The sequence below is a fragment of the Streptomyces sp. NPDC001851 genome (assembly GCF_040297165.1).
Lineage (GTDB): Bacteria > Actinomycetota > Actinomycetes > Streptomycetales > Streptomycetaceae > Streptomyces.
The window spans coordinates 1-17,855 of sequence record NZ_JBEOYR010000041.1; the positions used below are offsets into that span (position 1 = coordinate 1).

Below are 17,855 nucleotides of genomic sequence, written 5' to 3' on the forward strand. Positions count from 1 at the left end.
GCCCTCGGGCCAGGTGTGCCAGTCGGAGCCGTGGGCCTCGGCGAGGGCGTACCAGGTGGCCCCGCACCCCCGGAAGGGGTGCGGGGCACCGCGCACATCGGCCGGTCCGGCCGGGTCAGACGAGGAGATCACCGATCACCTTGGCCACCGACTCCGGCGACGGCAGCCCCGGGTGGTGGCTCGTGGTGCCCGTGCCCGGGTCGTAACCGTCGTGCCACTCCGGCTCGTTGACGAGGGCGCCGTCCTCCCGCAGCTGCGCGACGTTGCGCTGCACCGCGGGCTTGCGCCACATCTTGGCGCCCATCACCGGGAAGTAGACGACGGGACAGTCCACCGACAGCGCCACCGTCAGCAGACGGTTCGGCGCGGCGCCGGCCGCGGCCGCGGCCAGGGTGTGGGCGGTGGCCGGCAGCACGGCGAGCAGATCGTGGTCCGCCGCGAGCCGGGACGGCTTGTCGGTCGGCCAGTCGGCCGGGGACTCACCGCTCACCACCCGCTCGGCGAACAGGGCGAGGCTCTCGGGAGAAATGAACGAGGCCGCGGTGTGCGTCAGCAGAACCGTGAACGTACTGCCCTCGATGTGCCGCCGCAGCCCCTGGATATATGCCGGAAGTCCGGTCACCGCAATCGAACCGGTGGCCCCGATGAGTATGCGTTTCCCCGTTGTCCCCGGGGAGTTCTGAATTCCCATGCCCCGATGATGTCGCCGCCGTCCCGCCTTCGGTCAACGGCATGAACGGCAATGACAGACAGAATCCGGCGCGGGTCCAGCGGTGGTCCAGCACCGGCCAAATCCTTCGGCCGTCCCTACGGTCGGACCGTATTGAGACCGAATGCGGCCGCTGCCTAACGTCCCTTACGCACCACGCATGAGAAGGCCAACCAGTTGTCTGACGAAAAGGGGCGGACGTCGATGGAGGACCTCTTCGCGGAACTGAGCGCCCGGGCCGGCCACCGTGGCCCGGACCATGACCTGCCGGAACTCAAGCCGCAGCCCGAGCGGCGCCACGAACCCTTCCCGCTCACCGACATCCAGCAGGCGTATCTGATCGGCCGGCTGGGCGGCCTGGAACTCGGCGGCATCTCCAGCCAGTACTACCTGGAGTTCGACTGCCCCGCTCTCGACGTGGACCGGCTGACCGAGGCCCTGCGGAAGGTCGTCGCCCGGCACGACGCGCTGCGCACGGTCGCCGGGACCGGCCAGACGCAGCGGATCCTCGCCGCGGACGAGCCGGCGCCGTACCTCGTCCGCACCACGGACCTGCGCGGCCGGCCGGCCGGGGAACAGAGCGCCGCACTGGAGCGGATCCGCGCCGAACTGACCGAGCAGGTGCTGCCCGCCGACCGGGCTCCGCAGCTCGACGTCCGGGCCACCCTCCTCGACGACGGCCGGGTGCGGCTGCACCTCGCCGTCGACCTGCTCTTCCTCGACATGCGCAGCCTCTTCACGCTGATGCAGGAGTGGCGCCGCCACTATGACGACCCCGGCCTGCCCGTCCAGCCGCTGGAGCTGTCGTTCCGCGACTACGTGCTGGCACAGGAGGAACTGCGCGAGGACAGCGCGGGCCGGGCCGCCGCCGCGTACTGGGCCGAGCGCCTGGACACCTTTCCCCCGGCGCCCGAACTGCCGCTGGCCACGGCCCCCGAACAGCTCGGCACCCCGCGGTTCGTACGGCACCGCGCCGTGCTCGCCCCGCAGCGCTGGGAGGAGCTGCGGGCGGCGGCCCGCCGGCACGGGCTCACCCCCTCCGGCGTGCTGCTCGCCGCGTACGCGGAGGTGCTGCGGACCTGGTCGCGGCGGCAGGAGTTCACCCTGACCGTCACCCAGTTCCACCGGCTCCCCCTGCACCCGCAGACCGAGGAGATCATGGGCGACTTCCTCTCCCCGGGGCTGCTCGCCGTCGGCGGACGGCCCGAGGAGACGTTCGCGCAGCGGGCCGCGGACCTCCAGGAGCGGCTCCTAGCGGACCTGGCGCACGCCACGCACGGCGGCATCCGGGTGCTGCGCGACCTGGCCCGGCGCCGGGACGACGGCCGGGCGTCGATGCCGGTGGTCTTCTCCAGCACCCTCGGCGGCGAGGGCGTCCCCGGGGCGGGGGCCCTGGAGTCCTTCGGCGAGCTGGTGCACGACCACAGCCGGACCCCGCAGGTGTGGCTGGAGAACCAGATCCTGGAGCTCGACGGCCGGCTCAGCGTCAACTTCAACGCCGTCGAGGGCCTGTTCCCCGAGGGGACCCTGGAGGACATGTTCGAGGCGTACGTGACGCTGCTGCACCGGCTCGCGGACGACCCGTCGGTCTGGGACACCACCCGCGGGCTCGTACCGCTGCCGGCCGAGCAGGCCGAGGAGCGGGCGCTGGCCAACGCCACCGCCGCGGACATCCCGCCGGCCCTGCTGCACGAACTGGTCGCCGACGCGGCCCGGCGCAGCCCCGACGCGGTCGCGGTCCTCACCCCCGGCACGGAGACCACGTACCGCAAACTCACCGAGGACGCCCACCGGATCGCCCACCGGCTGCTGACCGGCCCCGCCACCGCACCGGGCGAGATCGTCGCCGTGTCCATGCGCCCGGGCGCCGCCCAGTACTCCGCGCTGCTCGGCGTGCTGCACGCAGGCGCCGCCTACGTGGCCATCGACCCGGAACTGCCCGAGGAACGGCGGCTGCGGCTGCTGGCGCGATGTTCGGTGCGCGCCGTGGTCACCGAGCCGGACCTGCGCGAGTCGCTGCGCTGGCCCGAGGGCGTGACGCTGGTGACTCCGCAGGACGCGGCCACCCTGGAGTGCTCCGCCGAGCGGCCCGCGCGCCGGAGGAGCCCCGACGACCTGGCGTACGTGATCTTCACCTCGGGATCCACCGGCGAACCCAAGGGCGTGATGATCACCCACCGGAGTGCCGCCAACACCGTGCAGGACATCAACCACCGCTTCGGCGTCGGCCCCGACGACCGGGTGCTGGCCCTCGCCCCGACCGGATTCGACCTGTCGGTGTACGACGTCTTCGGCGTCCTGGGCGCCGGCGGCACCGTCGTCGTCCCCGCCCCGGCCCGCGGCAACGACATCGCGCACTGGACCCAGCTGCTCGGCCGCTACGGCGTGACCATCTGGAACAGCGTGCCCGCCCCGATGCGCATGTGGATCGACTCGCTCGGCGACGGCGGCGCCCCGCGCGGATGCCGGCTGCGCCTCGCCCTGCTCAGCGGCGACTGGATACCCGTGGACCTGCCGGACCGGATCCGGGAGAAGATCCCCGCGATGCGGGTGATCAGCCTGGGTGGCGCCACCGAGGGCTCGATCTGGTCGATCCACCACCCGATCGAGACCGTACGGCCGGAGTGGTCGAGCATCCCCTACGGCAAGCCGCTCGCCAACCAGACCATGCATGTCCTCAACCAGTGGCTGGAGCCGTCGCCCGTCGGGGTCACCGGCGAGATCCACATCGGCGGCACCGGCGTGGCCCAGGGGTACCTGGGCGACCCCGAGCGCACCGCCGAACGCTTCCTCGTCCACCCCGTCACGGGGGAGCGCCTCTACCGCACCGGCGACCTCGGCCGCTACCTGCCCGGCGGCGACATCGAGATCCTGGGCCGCGAGGACTTCCAGGTGAAGATCAACGGCTACCGGGTCGAGCTGGGCGAGATCGAGGCCGCACTCGTCCGCCAGCCGGGCGTGCGCACCGCGCTGGTCACCGCGCCCGCCCACGCCCGCACCGGCCAGCGGCAGATCGCCGCCTACGTGGTGCCCGAGGCCGGCGCCGACCCGGACCCGGCCGCGCTGCGCGAGGCGCTGGCGGCCCTGCTGCCCGGCTACATGGTGCCCAGCCGCTTCCTGACGCTCGACTCCCTGCCGCTGACCGCCAACGGCAAGATCGACCACAAGGCGCTGCCCACGCCGTGGAACGACGACTCCGAGGCCGGCGACCGCAGGACCGCACCCCGCGGCCGGCTGGAGGAGCGGCTGTTCGAGCTGTGGTCGCAGCAGCTCGGCCACCGCGACTTCGGGGTGGAGGAGGGCTTCTTCGACATCGGCGGCGACTCCCTGCACGCCGTCGGCCTGCTCGCGCTGCTGCGCACCGAGTTCGGCATCGGCGCCGAGGCGGAGCAGGAGATGGTCGAGGGACTGTTCATGAACGCGTCGATCGCGTCCTTCGCCGAACTCATGGGATCCGTCGAGGAGCAGGCCGCGTGAGTGCCACCCGAGAACCCGCCGCGCAGGTCCGCGAGTGGGAGTACGTGATCGTCGGAGCGGGCTCGGCCGGTGCCGTCACCGCCGCCCGGCTCGCCGCCCGGGACTCCGGGAACGTCCTGCTGCTGGAGGCGGGCGCCGACCAGCCCCGTCCCCGGGACCGGTCCCATCCGCTGGCCGACGCCGGCCGGCTCGTGCTCGCCGGCTACAACTGGGACTACCGGGCCAACCTGCGCACCAGCAGCCGCCTGGAGGACCTGGTCCGGGGCGCCGGCACGCCGGCCGGCGCGCCCCCCGGCCGGGCCGGCGCCCGCGCACTGTGGGAACGCTTCCCCTACCAGCTCGGCAAGGTCGTCGGCGGCGGCTCCGCCGTCAACGGCGCCATCGCCCTGCGCGGCCTGCCCCGCGACTTCGCCGCCTGGGCGGCGCACGGCAACCCCGACTGGTCCTGGGAGCAGGTGCTCCCCTTCTACAAGGACATCGAGAACGACGCCGACTTCCCCGGCCCGCTGCACGGCGACAGCGGCCCGCTGCCCGTCCGCCGCACCCCGCGCGAGCAGGTGCACGAACTGGACGCGGCGTTCTGGGAGGAGTGCAACCGGCAGGGCGTCGCCACGCTGCCGGACCTCAACGCGGGCGCCGAGGCCGGGGTCGGCCCGATCCCCGGCAACGCGGTCGACGGCGAACGCGTGGACGCCGCCACCGCGTTCCTCTCCGCCGCGCGCAACCTGCCCCACCTGCGCCTGCGTACCGGGGTCCGGGTCACCCGGGTGCTGTTCGAGAAGAACCGGGCCGTCGGCGTGGAGACCGAGACGGACGGCCGGCCCGGCACCATCCGCGCCCGGCACGTCGTGCTGTGCGCCGGCGCCGTCGGCACCCCCGCCATCCTCCAGCGCTCCGGCGTCGGCGACGCGGCGCTGCTCCGCGCGCTCGGCATCACCCCGGTCGCCGACCTGCCCGGCGTGGGCAGGAACCTGGTGGACCACCCCTCGGTCGTCATCTGGTCCCGGCCGGCCGACGGGGTGTGCACGCCGGGCCTGCCCTGGCGGCAGGTCGCGGCCCGCATGAGCAGCGGCTTCGACGACGACGTGGACATCCAGGTCGGGCTGCTCAACAACGTGGAGAGCCACACCATCCCCGGCTTCGTGGACCGCCTCGGCTGGCCGCTGGTCGTGGGCGCCTCGGTGATGCTGATGCGCCCGCGCTCCCGCGGCCGGGTCTTCCTCGACAGCGCCGACCCCACCGCCGCGCCCGTCATCGAACTGGGCCTCGGCACCGACCCGGAGGACGTGGAACGCCTCTGCCACGGCGTGCGCCGGGCCTGGGGCTTCCTGCGTTCACCGGGCCTGGCCGGCCGGCTGGTGCAGACCCAGTTCTGGAGCGACCGGATGATCGCCAGCGACGGCGTCGTGCGCAGCGGCGTGCGCCACATCATGAACCCCGGCTGGCACGCGGCCGGTTCCTGCCGGATGGGGCCCGCCACCGACCCGTGGGCGGTCGCCGGCCAGGACGGCCGGGTGCACGGCACCGAACACCTGCGCATCGCCGACGCCTCGCTCTTCCCGGCGATCCCCGGCGTGCCCACCAACCTGACCACCCTGATGCTGGCCGAGAAGCTGGCCCGGAGCACGAAGGAGTGACCGTGCAGCCTCGATCCGGTTCCCCGGTACTGCTCTACTGCTTTCCGCACGCCGGGGCGACCTCCCTGGTCTACCGGGGCTGGCAGCCGCTGACGGGTCCGCACCTGTCGGTCCGGGGCGTGGACGCCCCGGGCCGCGGGACGCGCCGCCGCGAGCGCCGGGCCGCGGGCTTCCACGCCCTGGTGCGCGCCATGGCCGAGCAGGTGCTCGCCGACCTGCTGGCCGAGCGGGCCCGCACCCCCGGCGTGCGCTGGGCGACCTTCGGGCACAGCTTCGGCGCCACGACGAGCCTGGCGGTCGCCGCCGCCGTGGCCCGCCAGGCGGGCACAGCACCCGAACGCGCCGTGCTGTCCGGGGCCGTACCGCCCGCCCTCCAGCGGCCCGGGGAACTGCTCGCCGGCGTACCCGACGAGGAACTGCTCGCCCGGACCGCCGCCGACGGCGGCACCCCGCCCGCGGTGCTCGCCGACCCCACGATGAGCCGCATCCTGCTGCGGATGCTGCGCGAGGACGACGCCGTACGGGCCGAGTTCGCGCGGGAGGCCGCCGGGCTGCGGGTGGACTTCCCGCTCACCCTGATCGCCGCCCGCGAGGACGTGCACGCCCCGCCGGAGAAGGTCTGGCCGTGGTCCGCGCACAGCACGGCCCCGGTCCGCCGGGTGGAGATCGACGGCGGTCACTTCGCGGCCGTACAGAACCCCAAGGAAACCCTGACGACCGTCGCCGACCACACCGGCGCCGGGGAGAGGTGACCGCATGGCACGCAGGCGCTACGAGGCGGAGCACGAGCAGTTCCGCGACGCATGCCAGGAGTTCCTGACCCGGGAGGTCGTGCCGTACCACGACCGGTGGGAGCGCGACGGCATCGTCGACCGGGAGGTGTGGCGCAAGGCCGGGAAGGCGGGCCTGCTCGGCATCGGCGTGGCACCCGAGTACGGCGGGGGCGGCGAGCCCGACTTCCGCTACCCGGCCGTCTTCGCCCAGGAGATCATGTGGGCGCGGGCGACGGCACCGGGGTTCGTCGCGCACAACGACGTCATCGCCGGATACCTGGCCGAGCGCACCACCGAGGAGCAGCGCGCCCGGTGGCTGCCCGGACTCTGCGCCGGCGAGCTGATCGCGGCGATCGCGATGAGCGAGCCCGACGCCGGCTCCAACGTCGCCGACATCCGCACGACCGCCGTGCGCGACGGGGACGGCTATGTCCTGAACGGGCAGAAGACCTTCATCACCAACGGCGAGAACGCCGACGTCGTCGTGGTCGCCGCCAAGACCGCGCCCGAGCGCGGCGCCCAGGGCATCAGCCTGCTGGTGGTCGAACGCGGCACCCCCGGGTTCACCCGCGGCCGGCGCATGGAGAAACTCGGCTGGCACGCCAGCGACACCTGCGAGCTGTTCTTCGACGACTGCCGGGTGCCGGCCGAGAACCTCATCGGCAAGGAGAACGCCGGGCTCGCCTATCTGATGGCCGGGCTGCCCCGGGAGCGGCTGAGCATCGCGACCGTCGCGGTGGGCGCGGCCGAGCGGATGCTCGCCGACACCCTGGAGTACGCCCGCACCCGGGAGGCGTTCGGGCAGATCATCGGCGGCTTCCAGCACAACCGGTTCCAGCTCGCCACGATGGACACCGAACTCACCATCGCCCAGGTCTTCCTGGACCACTGCATCGGCGAACTCAACGCGGGACGGCTGTCGGTGACGGACGCGGCGAAGGCGAAGTGGTGGACGACCGAGCTGCAGGTGGACATGGCCAACCGGTGCCTGCAACTGCACGGCGGCTACGGCTACCTGAAGGAGAGCGCGATCTCCCGGGAGTGGGCCAACGCCCGGGTGCAGACGATCTACGGCGGAACCACGGAAGTGATGAAGGAGCTGATCGGGCGGTCCCTCGGCCTGTGACCAGCACGAGCGACGGGCGTCCGAAAACAGCACATCGCGTTGCGAGTTCGGGGACGTGGTCGATGTAATGACACCGTGGACCAGTCCCCGACCATCGCCCAGGCCCTGTCCGAGGTCGGCCCCCGGCTCAAGCGGCTGCGCACCGCCCGCGGTGTCACGCTGGCCGCGCTGTCGGAGGCCACCGGCATCTCCAAGAGCACGCTGTCACGGCTGGAGTCGGGCCAGCGCCGCCCCAGCCTGGAACTGCTGCTGCCCATCGCCCAGGCGCACCAGGTTCCGCTCGACGAACTGGTCGGCGCCCCGGAGGTGGGCGATCCGCGGGTCCGGCTCAAGCCGCACCGGGTGCACGGCAACACCGTGCTGCCGCTGACCCGCCAGCCCGGCCCGATCCAGAGCTACAAGATGGTCCTGCCGGCCGGCCGCACCACGCCGGAGCTGTGCACCCACGAGGGATACGAGTGGCTGTACGTGCTCTCCGGCCGGCTGCGGCTCGTCCTCGCCGACCACGACCTGGTCCTCGGCCCCGGCGAGGTGGCCGAGTTCGAGACCCGGCTGCCGCACTGGTTCGGCAGCACCGGCGAGGGCCCCGTCGAGGTCCTGAGCCTCTTCGGCCGCCAGGGCGAGCGGATGCATGTACGGGCCCGCCCGACCCACCGGGCGCACGCCTGAACGCCGCGCCGGCCGGGACGCCGACACGCCGACGCCGGGGGCACCCGCGGGCTCCCGCGGGTGCCCCCGGCGGTGAAGGGACGCCGGACGCCTGACGACAGGACCTAGTGGGCCGCGGCCGTGGTCGCGGACGTCGCGCGGTGTGCGGTGACGGCCCGCTCGATCTCCTCGTCCACCAGGTCGTGGTTGAGCGCGAACGCGGCGGCAGCCCCCATACCGGCCGCGGTGACGGCCTGGGCGCGACTGTCCACCACGTTGCCGACCGCCCACAGGCCCGGCCGGCTGGTCCGCCCGGTCCGGTCGGTGACGAGCCAGCCGGCCTCGTCCCGCGCACAGCCGAGACCGTCGAAGACCGCGTCGTTCGGGGTCATCTTCGGGAAGACGAACACCGCGGAGCACTCCAGGGTCCGCCCGTCGGCGAGCTCCACCCCGTACAGCCGCCCGTCCTTGGTGAGCACACCCGACACCGGCCCCTCGGCCACCCTGACCCCGCGCGCGTCCATGCGCTCCCGGTCCTCCTCGGTGACCGGCTGGGTGTGCGGGACGTACACGACGTCGTGCGACCACTGGCGCAGCAGCAGCGCCTGCCCGGCGGAGGCCGGGTGAACGCCCAGTACCACCAGCGGCTGGTCACGGACCTCGTAGCCGTGGCAGTACGGGCAGAAGATCACGTCCTTGCCCCACCGCGCGCGCAGCCCCGGGATGGCGGGCAGTTCGTCGCGCAGGCCCGTGGCGAGGACGACATGGCGGGCGTCCAGCGTCGCGCCGCCGGCCAGCCGGACCACGTACCCGCCCGGCTCGCCGGGCTCCACCTGGTCCACCTGGCCCTCCACCAGGACGGCGCCGTAGCGGGCTATCTCCGCGCGTCCGGTCTCCAGCACGCTGAGCGGGGGGACCCCGTCACGGGACAGGAAGCCGTGCATATGGGCCGAGGGTGCGTTGCGGGGCTCCCCGGAGTCGATGACGGCGACGGAGCGACGGGCCCGCGCGAGCACGAGCGCGGCGTTCAGCCCGCCCGCCCCGCCGCCTATCACGATGACGTCGTACGAGGTCCGGTTGGTCGTGTCGTTGAATGCGCCGGTCATGGCGACCACCTCCGCCGCAAGGGTGCGGCGGAGGCTCGGCCCGAGCAATTTTTGTTGCCGTTTCCGGAACGCCGCCAGGACGCGTTCCGTGGCCGGTGTCCCGGTCGACCGGCCGTCCGTGACGGCGCCTTTCCCGAAGGCCGTCAGATGTCCCGGAAGATCTCGATCTGGGCGCCGATCGAGTTCAGGCGCTCGGCGAGGTCCTCGTAGCCCCGGTTGATGACGTACACGTTGCGCAGCACCGAGGTGCCCTCGGCCGCCATCATCGCCAGCAGGACGACCACGGCGGGGCGCAGGGCGGGCGGGCACATCATCTCGGCCGCGCGCCAGCGGGTCGGCCCCTCCACCAGCACCCGGTGCGGGTCGAGGAGTTGCAGCCGGCCGCCGAGGCGGTTGAGGTCCGTGAGGTAGATGGCGCGGTTGTCGTAGACCCAGTCGTGGATGAGCGTCTGGCCCTGCGCGACCGCCGCGATGGCCGCGAAGAACGGGACGTTGTCGATGTTCAGGCCCGGGAACGGCATGGGGTGGATCTTGTCGATCGGCGCCTCCAGCTTGGAGGGCCGGACGGTCAGGTCCACCAGGCGGGTACGGCCGTTGTCCGCGACGTACTCGGGGCTGCGGTCGTGGTCGAGGCCCATCTCCTCCAGGACCGCCAGCTCGATCTCCAGGAACTCGATCGGCACCCGGCGCACCGTCAGCTCCGACTCGGTCACCACGGCTGCGGCCAGCAGGCTCATCGCCTCGACCGGGTCCTCGGAGGGGGAGTAGTCGACGTCGACGTCGATGTTCGGCACGCCGTGCACGGTGAGCGTGGTGGTGCCGATGCCCTCGACCTTGACGCCGAGGGCCTCCAGGAAGAAGCACAGGTCCTGGACCATGTAGTTGGAGGAGGCGTTGCGGATGACCGTCACGCCGTCGTGCCGGGCGGCGGCCAGCAGCGCGTTCTCGGTCACGGTGTCGCCGCGCTCGGTCAGCACGATCGGGCGGTCGGGGCGGACCGTGCGGTCGACCTGTGCGTGGTACTGCCCCTCGGTGGCCGCGATGTCCAGGCCGAACCGGCGCAGCGCGATCATGTGCGGCTCGATGGTCCGCGTACCGAGGTCGCAGCCGCCGGCGTACGGCAGTTTGAAGTGGTCCATGCGGTGCAGCAGCGGGCCGAGGAACATGATGATGGAGCGGGTGCGTACGGCAGCGTCCGCGTCGATCGCCGTCATCTCCAGCTCGGCGGGCGGCACCAGCTCCAGGTCCACGCCGTCGTTGATCCAGCGGGTGCGCACGCCGATGGAGTTCAGCACCTCCAGGAGGCGGTACACCTCCTCGATCCGCGCGACCCGGCGCAGCACCGTCCGGCCCTTGTTGAGCAGCGAGGCGCACAGCAGGGCCACGCAGGCGTTCTTGCTGGTCTTGACGTCGATGGCACCGGACAGCCGACGGCCGCCGACGACGCGCAGATGCATCGGACCCGCGTATCCCAGCGACACGATCTCGCTGTCCAGGGCTTCACCGATTCGGGCGATCATCTCAAGGCTGATGTTCTGGTTCCCGCGCTCGATGCGGTTGACCGCGCTCTGGCTGGTGCCGAGAGCCTCCGCCAGCTGCGTCTGTGTCCAGCCTCGGTGTTGCCGGGCGTCACGGATGAGCTTGCCGATGCGTACGAGGTAGTCGTCTGCCATGGGGTTGAGGTTATCTCAGATATGAGATGGCGCCTGTTGGGGGGTCCGTTCGGGTGACGTCCGTGACGGACCGTCAGTGCGCCCTGGCGCAATGGCAGGACGGCGGCTGGGAGGTTCCGGGCAAATCCACCGATGTCGCATGACACTCGGTTACCCAGGCAACCCCGGTCCACGCGCGCCCCTCTCTGTCCCCGAAGGGGGATACACATGAGGACCAAGATGCGCCGCCGCCTCGTCACCGCGTTGCTCGCAGGCTGCTGCGCGCTCGTCTCCTGCGGCGCGCGGCACGCGGACGCGGCGCGCGGCGGCCCGGGCTCACCGTCACCGCGGGCGACCGCGGCGACCGTGGCCGACAGGGCGTGCGATGTCGGGAACGTTCCGGAGGACACGAACGACGACCAGGAGCTCCCGGACACGACGACCGACGACCAGGGGCTTCCGGATGAGACGTCCGACGACCAGGACGACCGGGGCCTGCCGGACGAGACGTCGGACGATCAGGGTGGCCAGGAGCTTCCGGACACCACCACCGACGACCAGGGGCCGTCCGCGGGCGACACGGCGGACACGACCACCGACGACCAGGGGTCGCCCTCGGGGGCGCCGGGGACCGGGCCGCACCGCTGGTTCTCGATGAAACGGGAATTCCGTGCCTACCTGACGACGAGCGCCCCGAAGGGCGACGCCGCCATCGCCGCCCATGTCGACAGGGTCTGCATCCGCACGCCCGACGACAGCGGCCGTACGGAGGCCGATGTGTGGGTCGACTACGGCGTCTGGGACGACCAGAAGCTGGAGCACGCCGCCGACGCGTTCGTCCGCTGGCGGAAGTCCGTCTACGGCGACCACGGTCATGCGGAGGTCCTGGCTCCCGCCAAGATGACCGCCGAGCGGAGCTGGTAGCCGCCCCCGGCGCGGCCCGGAGTGCGCGCCGGGCCGGGTCGGGCATGACCATCCAGCGCCCATGTACTAGAGTTATCTCGACATCGAGATATCTGCCGAGGCGCACCGTAGCCGCCACTCCAGTAAGGCATGCCTAACTTAGCCTGCCCTCACTGGTTCGGCCAAGCCGGCGTGGCGGCACGATTGACGGTGGTACGCGCACATCAATGAAGGAGACTGTCGTGTCGGCGAACAGCTTCGACGCCCGCAGCACGCTGCAGGTGGGCGACGAGTCGTACGAGATCTTCCGGCTGGACAAGGTGGAGGGCTCGGCCCGCCTGCCGTACAGCCTCAAGGTCCTGCTGGAGAACCTGCTCCGCACGGAGGACGGCGCGAACATCACCGCCGACCACATCCGCGCCCTCGGCAGCTGGGACTCGCAGGCCCAGCCCAGCCAGGAGATCCAGTTCACGCCGGCCCGCGTGATCATGCAGGACTTCACCGGCGTGCCCTGTGTCGTGGACCTCGCGACCATGCGTGAGGCCGTGAAGGAGCTCGGCGGCGACCCCGCCAAGATCAACCCGCTGGCGCCGGCCGAGCTGGTCATCGACCACTCCGTCATCGCCGACAAGTTCGGCACCAACGACGCCTTCAAGCAGAACGTCGAGCTGGAGTACGGGCGCAACAAGGAGCGCTACCAGTTCCTGCGCTGGGGCCAGACCGCGTTCGACGAGTTCAAGGTCGTACCCCCGGGCACCGGCATCGTCCACCAGGTGAACATCGAGCACCTGGCCCGTGTCGTCATGGTCCGCGACGGCAAGGCCTACCCGGACACCCTGGTCGGCACCGACTCGCACACCACGATGGTCAACGGCCTCGGCGTCCTCGGCTGGGGCGTCGGCGGCATCGAGGCCGAGGCCGCCATGCTCGGCCAGCCGGTCTCCATGCTCATCCCGCGCGTCGTCGGCTTCAAGCTCACCGGTGAGCTGCCCACCGGCACCACCGCCACCGACCTCGTGCTCACCATCACCGAGATGCTCCGCAAGCACGGTGTGGTCGGCAAGTTCGTCGAGTTCTACGGCGAGGGTGTGGCGGCCACGAGCCTCGCCAACCGCGCCACCATCGGCAACATGTCCCCGGAGTTCGGCTCCACCGCCGCGATCTTCCCGATCGACGACGAGACCCTGAACTACCTGCGCCTGACCGGCCGCAGCGACCAGCAGGTCGCCCTCGTCGAGGCCTACGCCAAGCAGCAGGGCCTCTGGCTGGACCCGAAGGCCGAGCCGGACTTCTCCGAGAAGCTCGAACTGGACCTGTCCACGGTCGTCCCGTCCATCGCCGGCCCCAAGCGCCCGCAGGACCGCATCGTCCTCGCCAACGCCGCCGAGCAGTTCAAGCTGGACGTGCGCAACTACGTCGACGACGTCGACGAGGCGGGCAAGGAGTCCTTCCCGGCCTCCGACGCCCCGGCCGCCCACCCCAACGGCTTCCCGTCCAACCCGTGCCCGGTCACCGCCCCCGACGGCACGACCTACGAGCTGGACCACGGTGCGGTGACGGTCGCGGCCATCACCTCCTGCACCAACACCTCCAACCCGTACGTCATGATCGGCGCCGCCCTGGTCGCCAAGAAGGCGGTCGAGAAGGGCCTGACCCGCAAGCCGTGGGTCAAGTCCACCCTCGCCCCGGGCTCGAAGGTCGTCACCGACTACTTCGAGAAGGCCGGCCTCACCCCGTACCTGGACAAGCTCGGCTTCAACCTCGTCGGTTACGGCTGCACCACCTGCATCGGCAACTCCGGCCCGCTGCCGGAGGAGGTCTCCAAGGCCGTCAACGAGCACGACCTCGCGGTCACCTCGGTCCTGTCCGGCAACCGGAACTTCGAGGGCCGGATCAACCCCGACGTCAAGATGAACTACCTGGCGTCCCCGCCGCTGGTCGTCGCGTACGCCATCGCGGGCTCCATGAAGGTGGACATCACCCGTGACGCCCTGGGCACCGACCAGGACGGCAACCCGGTCTACCTGAAGGACATCTGGCCGACCGAGGCCGAGGTCAACGAGGTCGTCGCGAGCGCCATCGGCGAGGACATGTTCTCCAAGTCCTACCAGGACGTCTTCGCGGGCGACGCCCAGTGGCAGTCGCTGCCGGTCCCGACGGGCAACACCTTCGAGTGGGACCCGGAGTCCACCTACGTCCGCAAGCCCCCGTACTTCGAGGGCATGGGCATGGAGCCGGCCCCGGTCGAGGACATCGCCGGCGCCCGCGTCCTGGCCAAGCTCGGCGACTCGGTGACGACGGACCACATCTCGCCCGCCGGCGCCATCAAGGCCGACACCCCGGCCGGCAAGTACCTCACCGAGCACGGTGTGGAGCGCCGTGACTTCAACTCCTACGGCTCCCGCCGAGGCAACCACGAGGTCATGATCCGCGGCACGTTCGCCAACATCCGCCTGCGCAACCAGATCGCGCCGGGCACCGAGGGCGGCTACACCCGCGACTTCACCCAGGACGGCGGTCCGGTCTCCTTCATCTACGACGCCTCGCAGAACTACCAGGCCGCCGGCATCCCGCTGGTCGTCCTGGCCGGCAAGGAGTACGGCTCCGGCTCGTCCCGCGACTGGGCCGCCAAGGGCACCGCGCTCCTCGGCGTCAAGGCCGTCATCGCCGAGTCGTACGAGCGCATCCACCGCTCGAACCTCATCGGCATGGGCGTCCTGCCGCTGCAGTTCCCGGAGGGTGCCTCCGCCGCCTCCCTCGGCCTGACCGGCGAGGAGACCTTCTCCATCTCCGGCGTGACCGAGCTGAACGAGGGCACCACCCCGCGCACGGTCAAGGTCACCACCGACACCGGTGTCGAGTTCGACGCGGTCGTCCGCATCGACACCCCCGGTGAGGCCGACTACTACCGCAACGGCGGCATCATGCAGTACGTGCTGCGCAACCTGATCCGCAAGTAAGCGGCGGCGCCCAGCGGTTCAGGGCCGCGTCCCCGGTGTCCGGGGACGCGGCCCTTCGCCGTCCGCTCAGTCGCCCAGGAGTTCGCCGAGGTCCGGCACCGCCAGTTCGGCCCAGATCACCTTGCCCTGGTCCGTGTAGCGGGTACCCCAGCGCTCGGCCAGCTGCGAGACCAGGAAGAGACCTCGGCCGCCCTCGTCCGTCGTCGCCGCGTACCGCAGATGCGGTGAGGTGCTGCTGGCGTCGGCCACCTCGCAGATCAGCCTGCGGTCGTGGATCAGCCGCACATGGATCGGATCGGAGCCATAGCGGATGGCGTTGGTGATCAGCTCGCTCAGCACCAGCTCCATGCCGAAGCCCAGATCCGACAGACCCCAGGCGTCGAGCTGCGCGGAGACCGCGGCACGCATGCCCGACACGGCCGCCGGGTCGCGCGGCACGTCCCAGTCGGCGACGTTCCCGGCCGGCAGCACCCGGGTGCGCGCGATCAGCAGGGCCACGTCGTCCACCGGCCGCTCGGGCAGCAGCGCGTCCAGCACCGCCTGGCAGCTCTCCTCCGGCGCCCGGTCGGGATGACCCGCCAGCGCCCGGCGCAGCAGCTCCATGCCCACATCCAGATCCCGCGTACGGTCCTCGATGAGCCCGTCGGTGTACAGCACCAGCTGGCTGCCCTCGGGAAGCTCCAGCTCGGCCGTCTGGAACGGCATGCCGCCCAGGCCCAGCGGCGGCCCGGCCGGCACCTCGGGGAAGGTGACACCGCCGTTGGGGTGGACCAGCGCCGGCACCAGATGCCCGGCGCGGGCCATGGCACAGCGGCGCGTCACCGGGTCGTAGATCGCGTACAGGCAGGTGGCGCCCACGATCTCCCCGGACCTCTCCGGGCAGGCCTCGTGCTGGTCGATCCGGCCGACCAGATCGTCCAGATGACTGAGCAGCTCGTCGGGCGGCAGGTCGAGCGTGGAGAAGTTGTGCACCGCGGTCCGCAGCCGCCCCATCGTGGCGGCGGCGTGCAGCCCGTGCCCCACCACGTCGCCGACGGCCAGCGCCACCCGGCTGCCCGGCAGCGGGATCACGTCGAACCAGTCCCCGCTCACCCCCGACTGGGCGGGCAGATAGCGGTAGCCCACGTCGAGGGCGCTCTGCTCGGGCAGCGTGCGCGGCAGCAGACTGCGCTGGAGGGTGACCGCGAGGGCGTGCTCACGGGTGTACCGGCGGGCGTTGTCGATGCTGACCGCCGCCCGGGCCACCAGCTCCTCCGCCAGCGACAGCTCCTCCGCGTCGAAGGGCTCCCGCTTGGACCGCCAGAAGTTGACCATGCCGAGCACGACACCGCGGGCCTGGATGGGGGCGGTGACCAGCGAGTGGATGCCGAAGTCCACGATCTGCCGGGCCCGCTCCGGGTCCTGCTCCTGCCAGTCCCGCGCGGCCGACAGGTCGGTCACCAGCTCGGAGCGGCCGGCGTCGTAGCCGCGCGCCTGCGGGGTGGAGGGCAGGAAGTCGATCAGCCGGCCCTTCTCGTAGAGCGGGTGGTCGTCCCGGATGCCGCCCACGGCCACGCGCCGCATGTCCGTCGCCGTGGGCCCCGGCTCCTCACCGTGCAGCACGGCGTCGGCCACGTCCACGGTGACGAAGTCGGCGAAGCGGGGCACGGCGACCCGCACCAGCTCGTCGGCCGTGCGGACCACGTCAAGGCTGGTGCCGATGCCCAGCCCCGCGTCGTACAGCAGCTCCAGGCGTTCCCGGGCGACCTCCGCCCTGCCGGACACCGCCTGCAGTTCGGTGGAGTCGCGCAGCGTCACCACGGTGCCCTCGGGGCATCCCGCGCGGTCGGTGGGCCGCTGGTTGACCGCCAGCAGCCGGCCCCCGGCGAAGTGCACCTCGTCGCCGGCCTCACGCCCGGAGACCAGCAGCTCCGTCATCGCGGGATCGAGTCCCGGCAGCTCCCGCACGGTGCGCCCCTCGGCGTCGGGGGGCAGCTCCAGCAGCCGCCGGGCCTCGTCGTTGGCGAGCAGGATCCGCCGCTCGGCATCGACGATGAGCACGCCCTCCCGCACCGAGTGCAGCACCGTGTCGTGGTGCTCGTACATACGGGTCATCTCGTCCGGTGCCAGGCTGTGCGTCTGCCGCCGCAGCCGCCGGCCCACCAGCGCCGTACCGCCGGTCGTGACCACCAGCGCGCCCGCCCCGGCGGCCAGGATGATCGGCAGCTGCCGGTCCACCGCGCTGGTCACCCGCTTCACCTTCAGCCCGGCGGAGACCAGGGCCGTGACCCTGCCATGGGCGTCGTCGACGGGAACGGTGGCCTGCACCTCGTGGCCGAGCGGGCCGTGGACGCTCTCCGTGTAGACCTTCCCGGCCAGCGAGGGTCCGATCCGGCCCACGAACCGGTGACCGATCTTGCTGGGGATGGGGTGGGTGTAGCGGATGCCCTTGGTGTTCATCACCACGATGAAGTCGACGCCCGCGGCCTTGCGCCCCGCCTCGGTGAGCGGCTGCAGCACCTTCGACGGGTCCGGGGCGCGCAGCGCCTGGAGGATGCCGGGAGAGTGGGCGAAGGTCTGCGCCACGGCTATGGAACGGCGCCGGGCCTCCATACCGGTGTCGCGTTCCGACTGCATGACGAGGGCGAGGACGCCGCAGAGCACGAGCAGCACCACCAGCGCGATCTGGAGCAGGAAGACCTGTCCGGCAACGCTGCGCGGGCTCCGGCGGACCTTGGAACGCCATGTCATGCGCCCGAATCGGGCGGAAGGGTCCGACATGTGGCATTTCTAGCACCCGTCGCGGGTGTTGACTACGCCGGTCCATGAGATGGACGCCACATTTCGTCTCCTCGCAGGTCACAGGGCCGGCATCTGGTCACAGA

11 protein-coding genes are annotated in these 17,855 nt (G+C 71.9%); 7 read left to right on the forward strand and 4 right to left on the reverse strand.

What is annotated here, in order from left to right:
* Positions 1–115: 115 nt before the first annotated feature.
* Positions 116–691: a flavoprotein gene (locus ABT171_RS38400; protein WP_351251109.1), complete on the reverse strand. Its 576-nt coding sequence runs from the start codon at positions 689–691 to the stop codon at positions 116–118.
* Positions 692–886: 195 nt separating this feature from the next.
* Here ABT171_RS38400 and ABT171_RS38405 point away from each other — a divergent pair, with 195 nt between their 5' ends.
* From ABT171_RS38405 to ABT171_RS38425, 5 genes are all read left to right on the forward strand, one after another.
* Complete coding sequence (locus ABT171_RS38405; protein WP_351251111.1) at positions 887–4,186, forward strand: non-ribosomal peptide synthetase; 3,300 nt, start codon at positions 887–889, stop codon at positions 4,184–4,186.
* Positions 4,183–5,823, forward strand: coding sequence for a GMC family oxidoreductase (locus ABT171_RS38410; RefSeq protein ID WP_351251113.1), 1,641 nt, complete (start codon positions 4,183–4,185; stop codon positions 5,821–5,823). Before ABT171_RS38405 ends, ABT171_RS38410 begins: the two co-directional genes overlap by 4 nt.
* A 2-nt stretch (positions 5,824–5,825) precedes the next feature.
* Positions 5,826–6,575: a thioesterase II family protein gene (locus tag ABT171_RS38415; protein ID WP_351251115.1), complete on the forward strand. Its 750-nt coding sequence runs from the start codon at positions 5,826–5,828 to the stop codon at positions 6,573–6,575.
* Positions 6,576–6,579: 4 nt separating this feature from the next.
* Positions 6,580–7,722: an acyl-CoA dehydrogenase family protein gene (locus tag ABT171_RS38420; protein WP_351251117.1), complete on the forward strand. Its 1,143-nt coding sequence runs from the start codon at positions 6,580–6,582 to the stop codon at positions 7,720–7,722.
* A gap of 75 nt (positions 7,723–7,797) precedes the next feature.
* Positions 7,798–8,391, forward strand: a complete 594-nt coding sequence (locus ABT171_RS38425) for a helix-turn-helix domain-containing protein (protein ID WP_351251119.1) — start codon at positions 7,798–7,800, stop codon at positions 8,389–8,391.
* 104 nt (positions 8,392–8,495) lie between these two features.
* Here ABT171_RS38425 and ABT171_RS38430 read toward each other — a convergent pair whose 3' ends face one another.
* Positions 8,496–9,476, reverse strand: coding sequence for an NAD(P)/FAD-dependent oxidoreductase (locus tag ABT171_RS38430; protein ID WP_351251121.1), 981 nt, complete (start codon positions 9,474–9,476; stop codon positions 8,496–8,498).
* 143 nt (positions 9,477–9,619) lie between these two features.
* Complete coding sequence (locus tag ABT171_RS38435) at positions 9,620–11,149, reverse strand: helix-turn-helix domain-containing protein (protein WP_351251123.1); 1,530 nt, start codon at positions 11,147–11,149, stop codon at positions 9,620–9,622.
* Positions 11,150–11,356: 207 nt separating this feature from the next.
* Between ABT171_RS38435 and ABT171_RS38440 the strand changes: the two genes are divergently transcribed.
* Both ABT171_RS38440 and acnA read left to right on the forward strand, forming a co-directional pair.
* On the forward strand, positions 11,357–12,052 hold the full coding sequence (locus ABT171_RS38440; RefSeq protein WP_351251125.1) for a hypothetical protein: 696 nt from the start codon (positions 11,357–11,359) through the stop codon (positions 12,050–12,052).
* 221 nt (positions 12,053–12,273) lie between these two features.
* Positions 12,274–14,991, forward strand: coding sequence for an aconitate hydratase AcnA (gene acnA, locus ABT171_RS38445; RefSeq protein ID WP_351251127.1), 2,718 nt, complete (start codon positions 12,274–12,276; stop codon positions 14,989–14,991).
* 66 nt (positions 14,992–15,057) lie between these two features.
* Here acnA and ABT171_RS38450 read toward each other — a convergent pair whose 3' ends face one another.
* Positions 15,058–17,721, reverse strand: a complete 2,664-nt coding sequence (locus ABT171_RS38450; protein WP_351251129.1) for a SpoIIE family protein phosphatase — start codon at positions 17,719–17,721, stop codon at positions 15,058–15,060.
* Positions 17,722–17,855: the final 134 nt, after the last annotated feature.

Bases quoted from the DNA above. Each gene is read 5' to 3' on its own strand.
- ABT171_RS38430 (WP_351251121.1), bottom strand. From the start codon at position 9,476: ATGACCGGCGCATTCAACGACACGACCAACCGGACCTCGTACGACGTC.
- ABT171_RS38440 (WP_351251125.1), top strand. From the start codon at position 11,357: ATGAGGACCAAGATGCGCCGCCGCCTCGTCACCGCGTTGCTCGCAGGC.
- ABT171_RS38435 (WP_351251123.1), bottom strand. From the start codon at position 11,149: ATGGCAGACGACTACCTCGTACGCATCGGCAAGCTCATCCGTGACGCC.
- ABT171_RS38450 (WP_351251129.1), bottom strand. From the start codon at position 17,721: ATGACATGGCGTTCCAAGGTCCGCCGGAGCCCGCGCAGCGTTGCCGGA.
- ABT171_RS38420 (WP_351251117.1), top strand. From the start codon at position 6,580: ATGGCACGCAGGCGCTACGAGGCGGAGCACGAGCAGTTCCGCGACGCA.
- ABT171_RS38400 (WP_351251109.1), bottom strand. From the start codon at position 691: ATGGGAATTCAGAACTCCCCGGGGACAACGGGGAAACGCATACTCATC.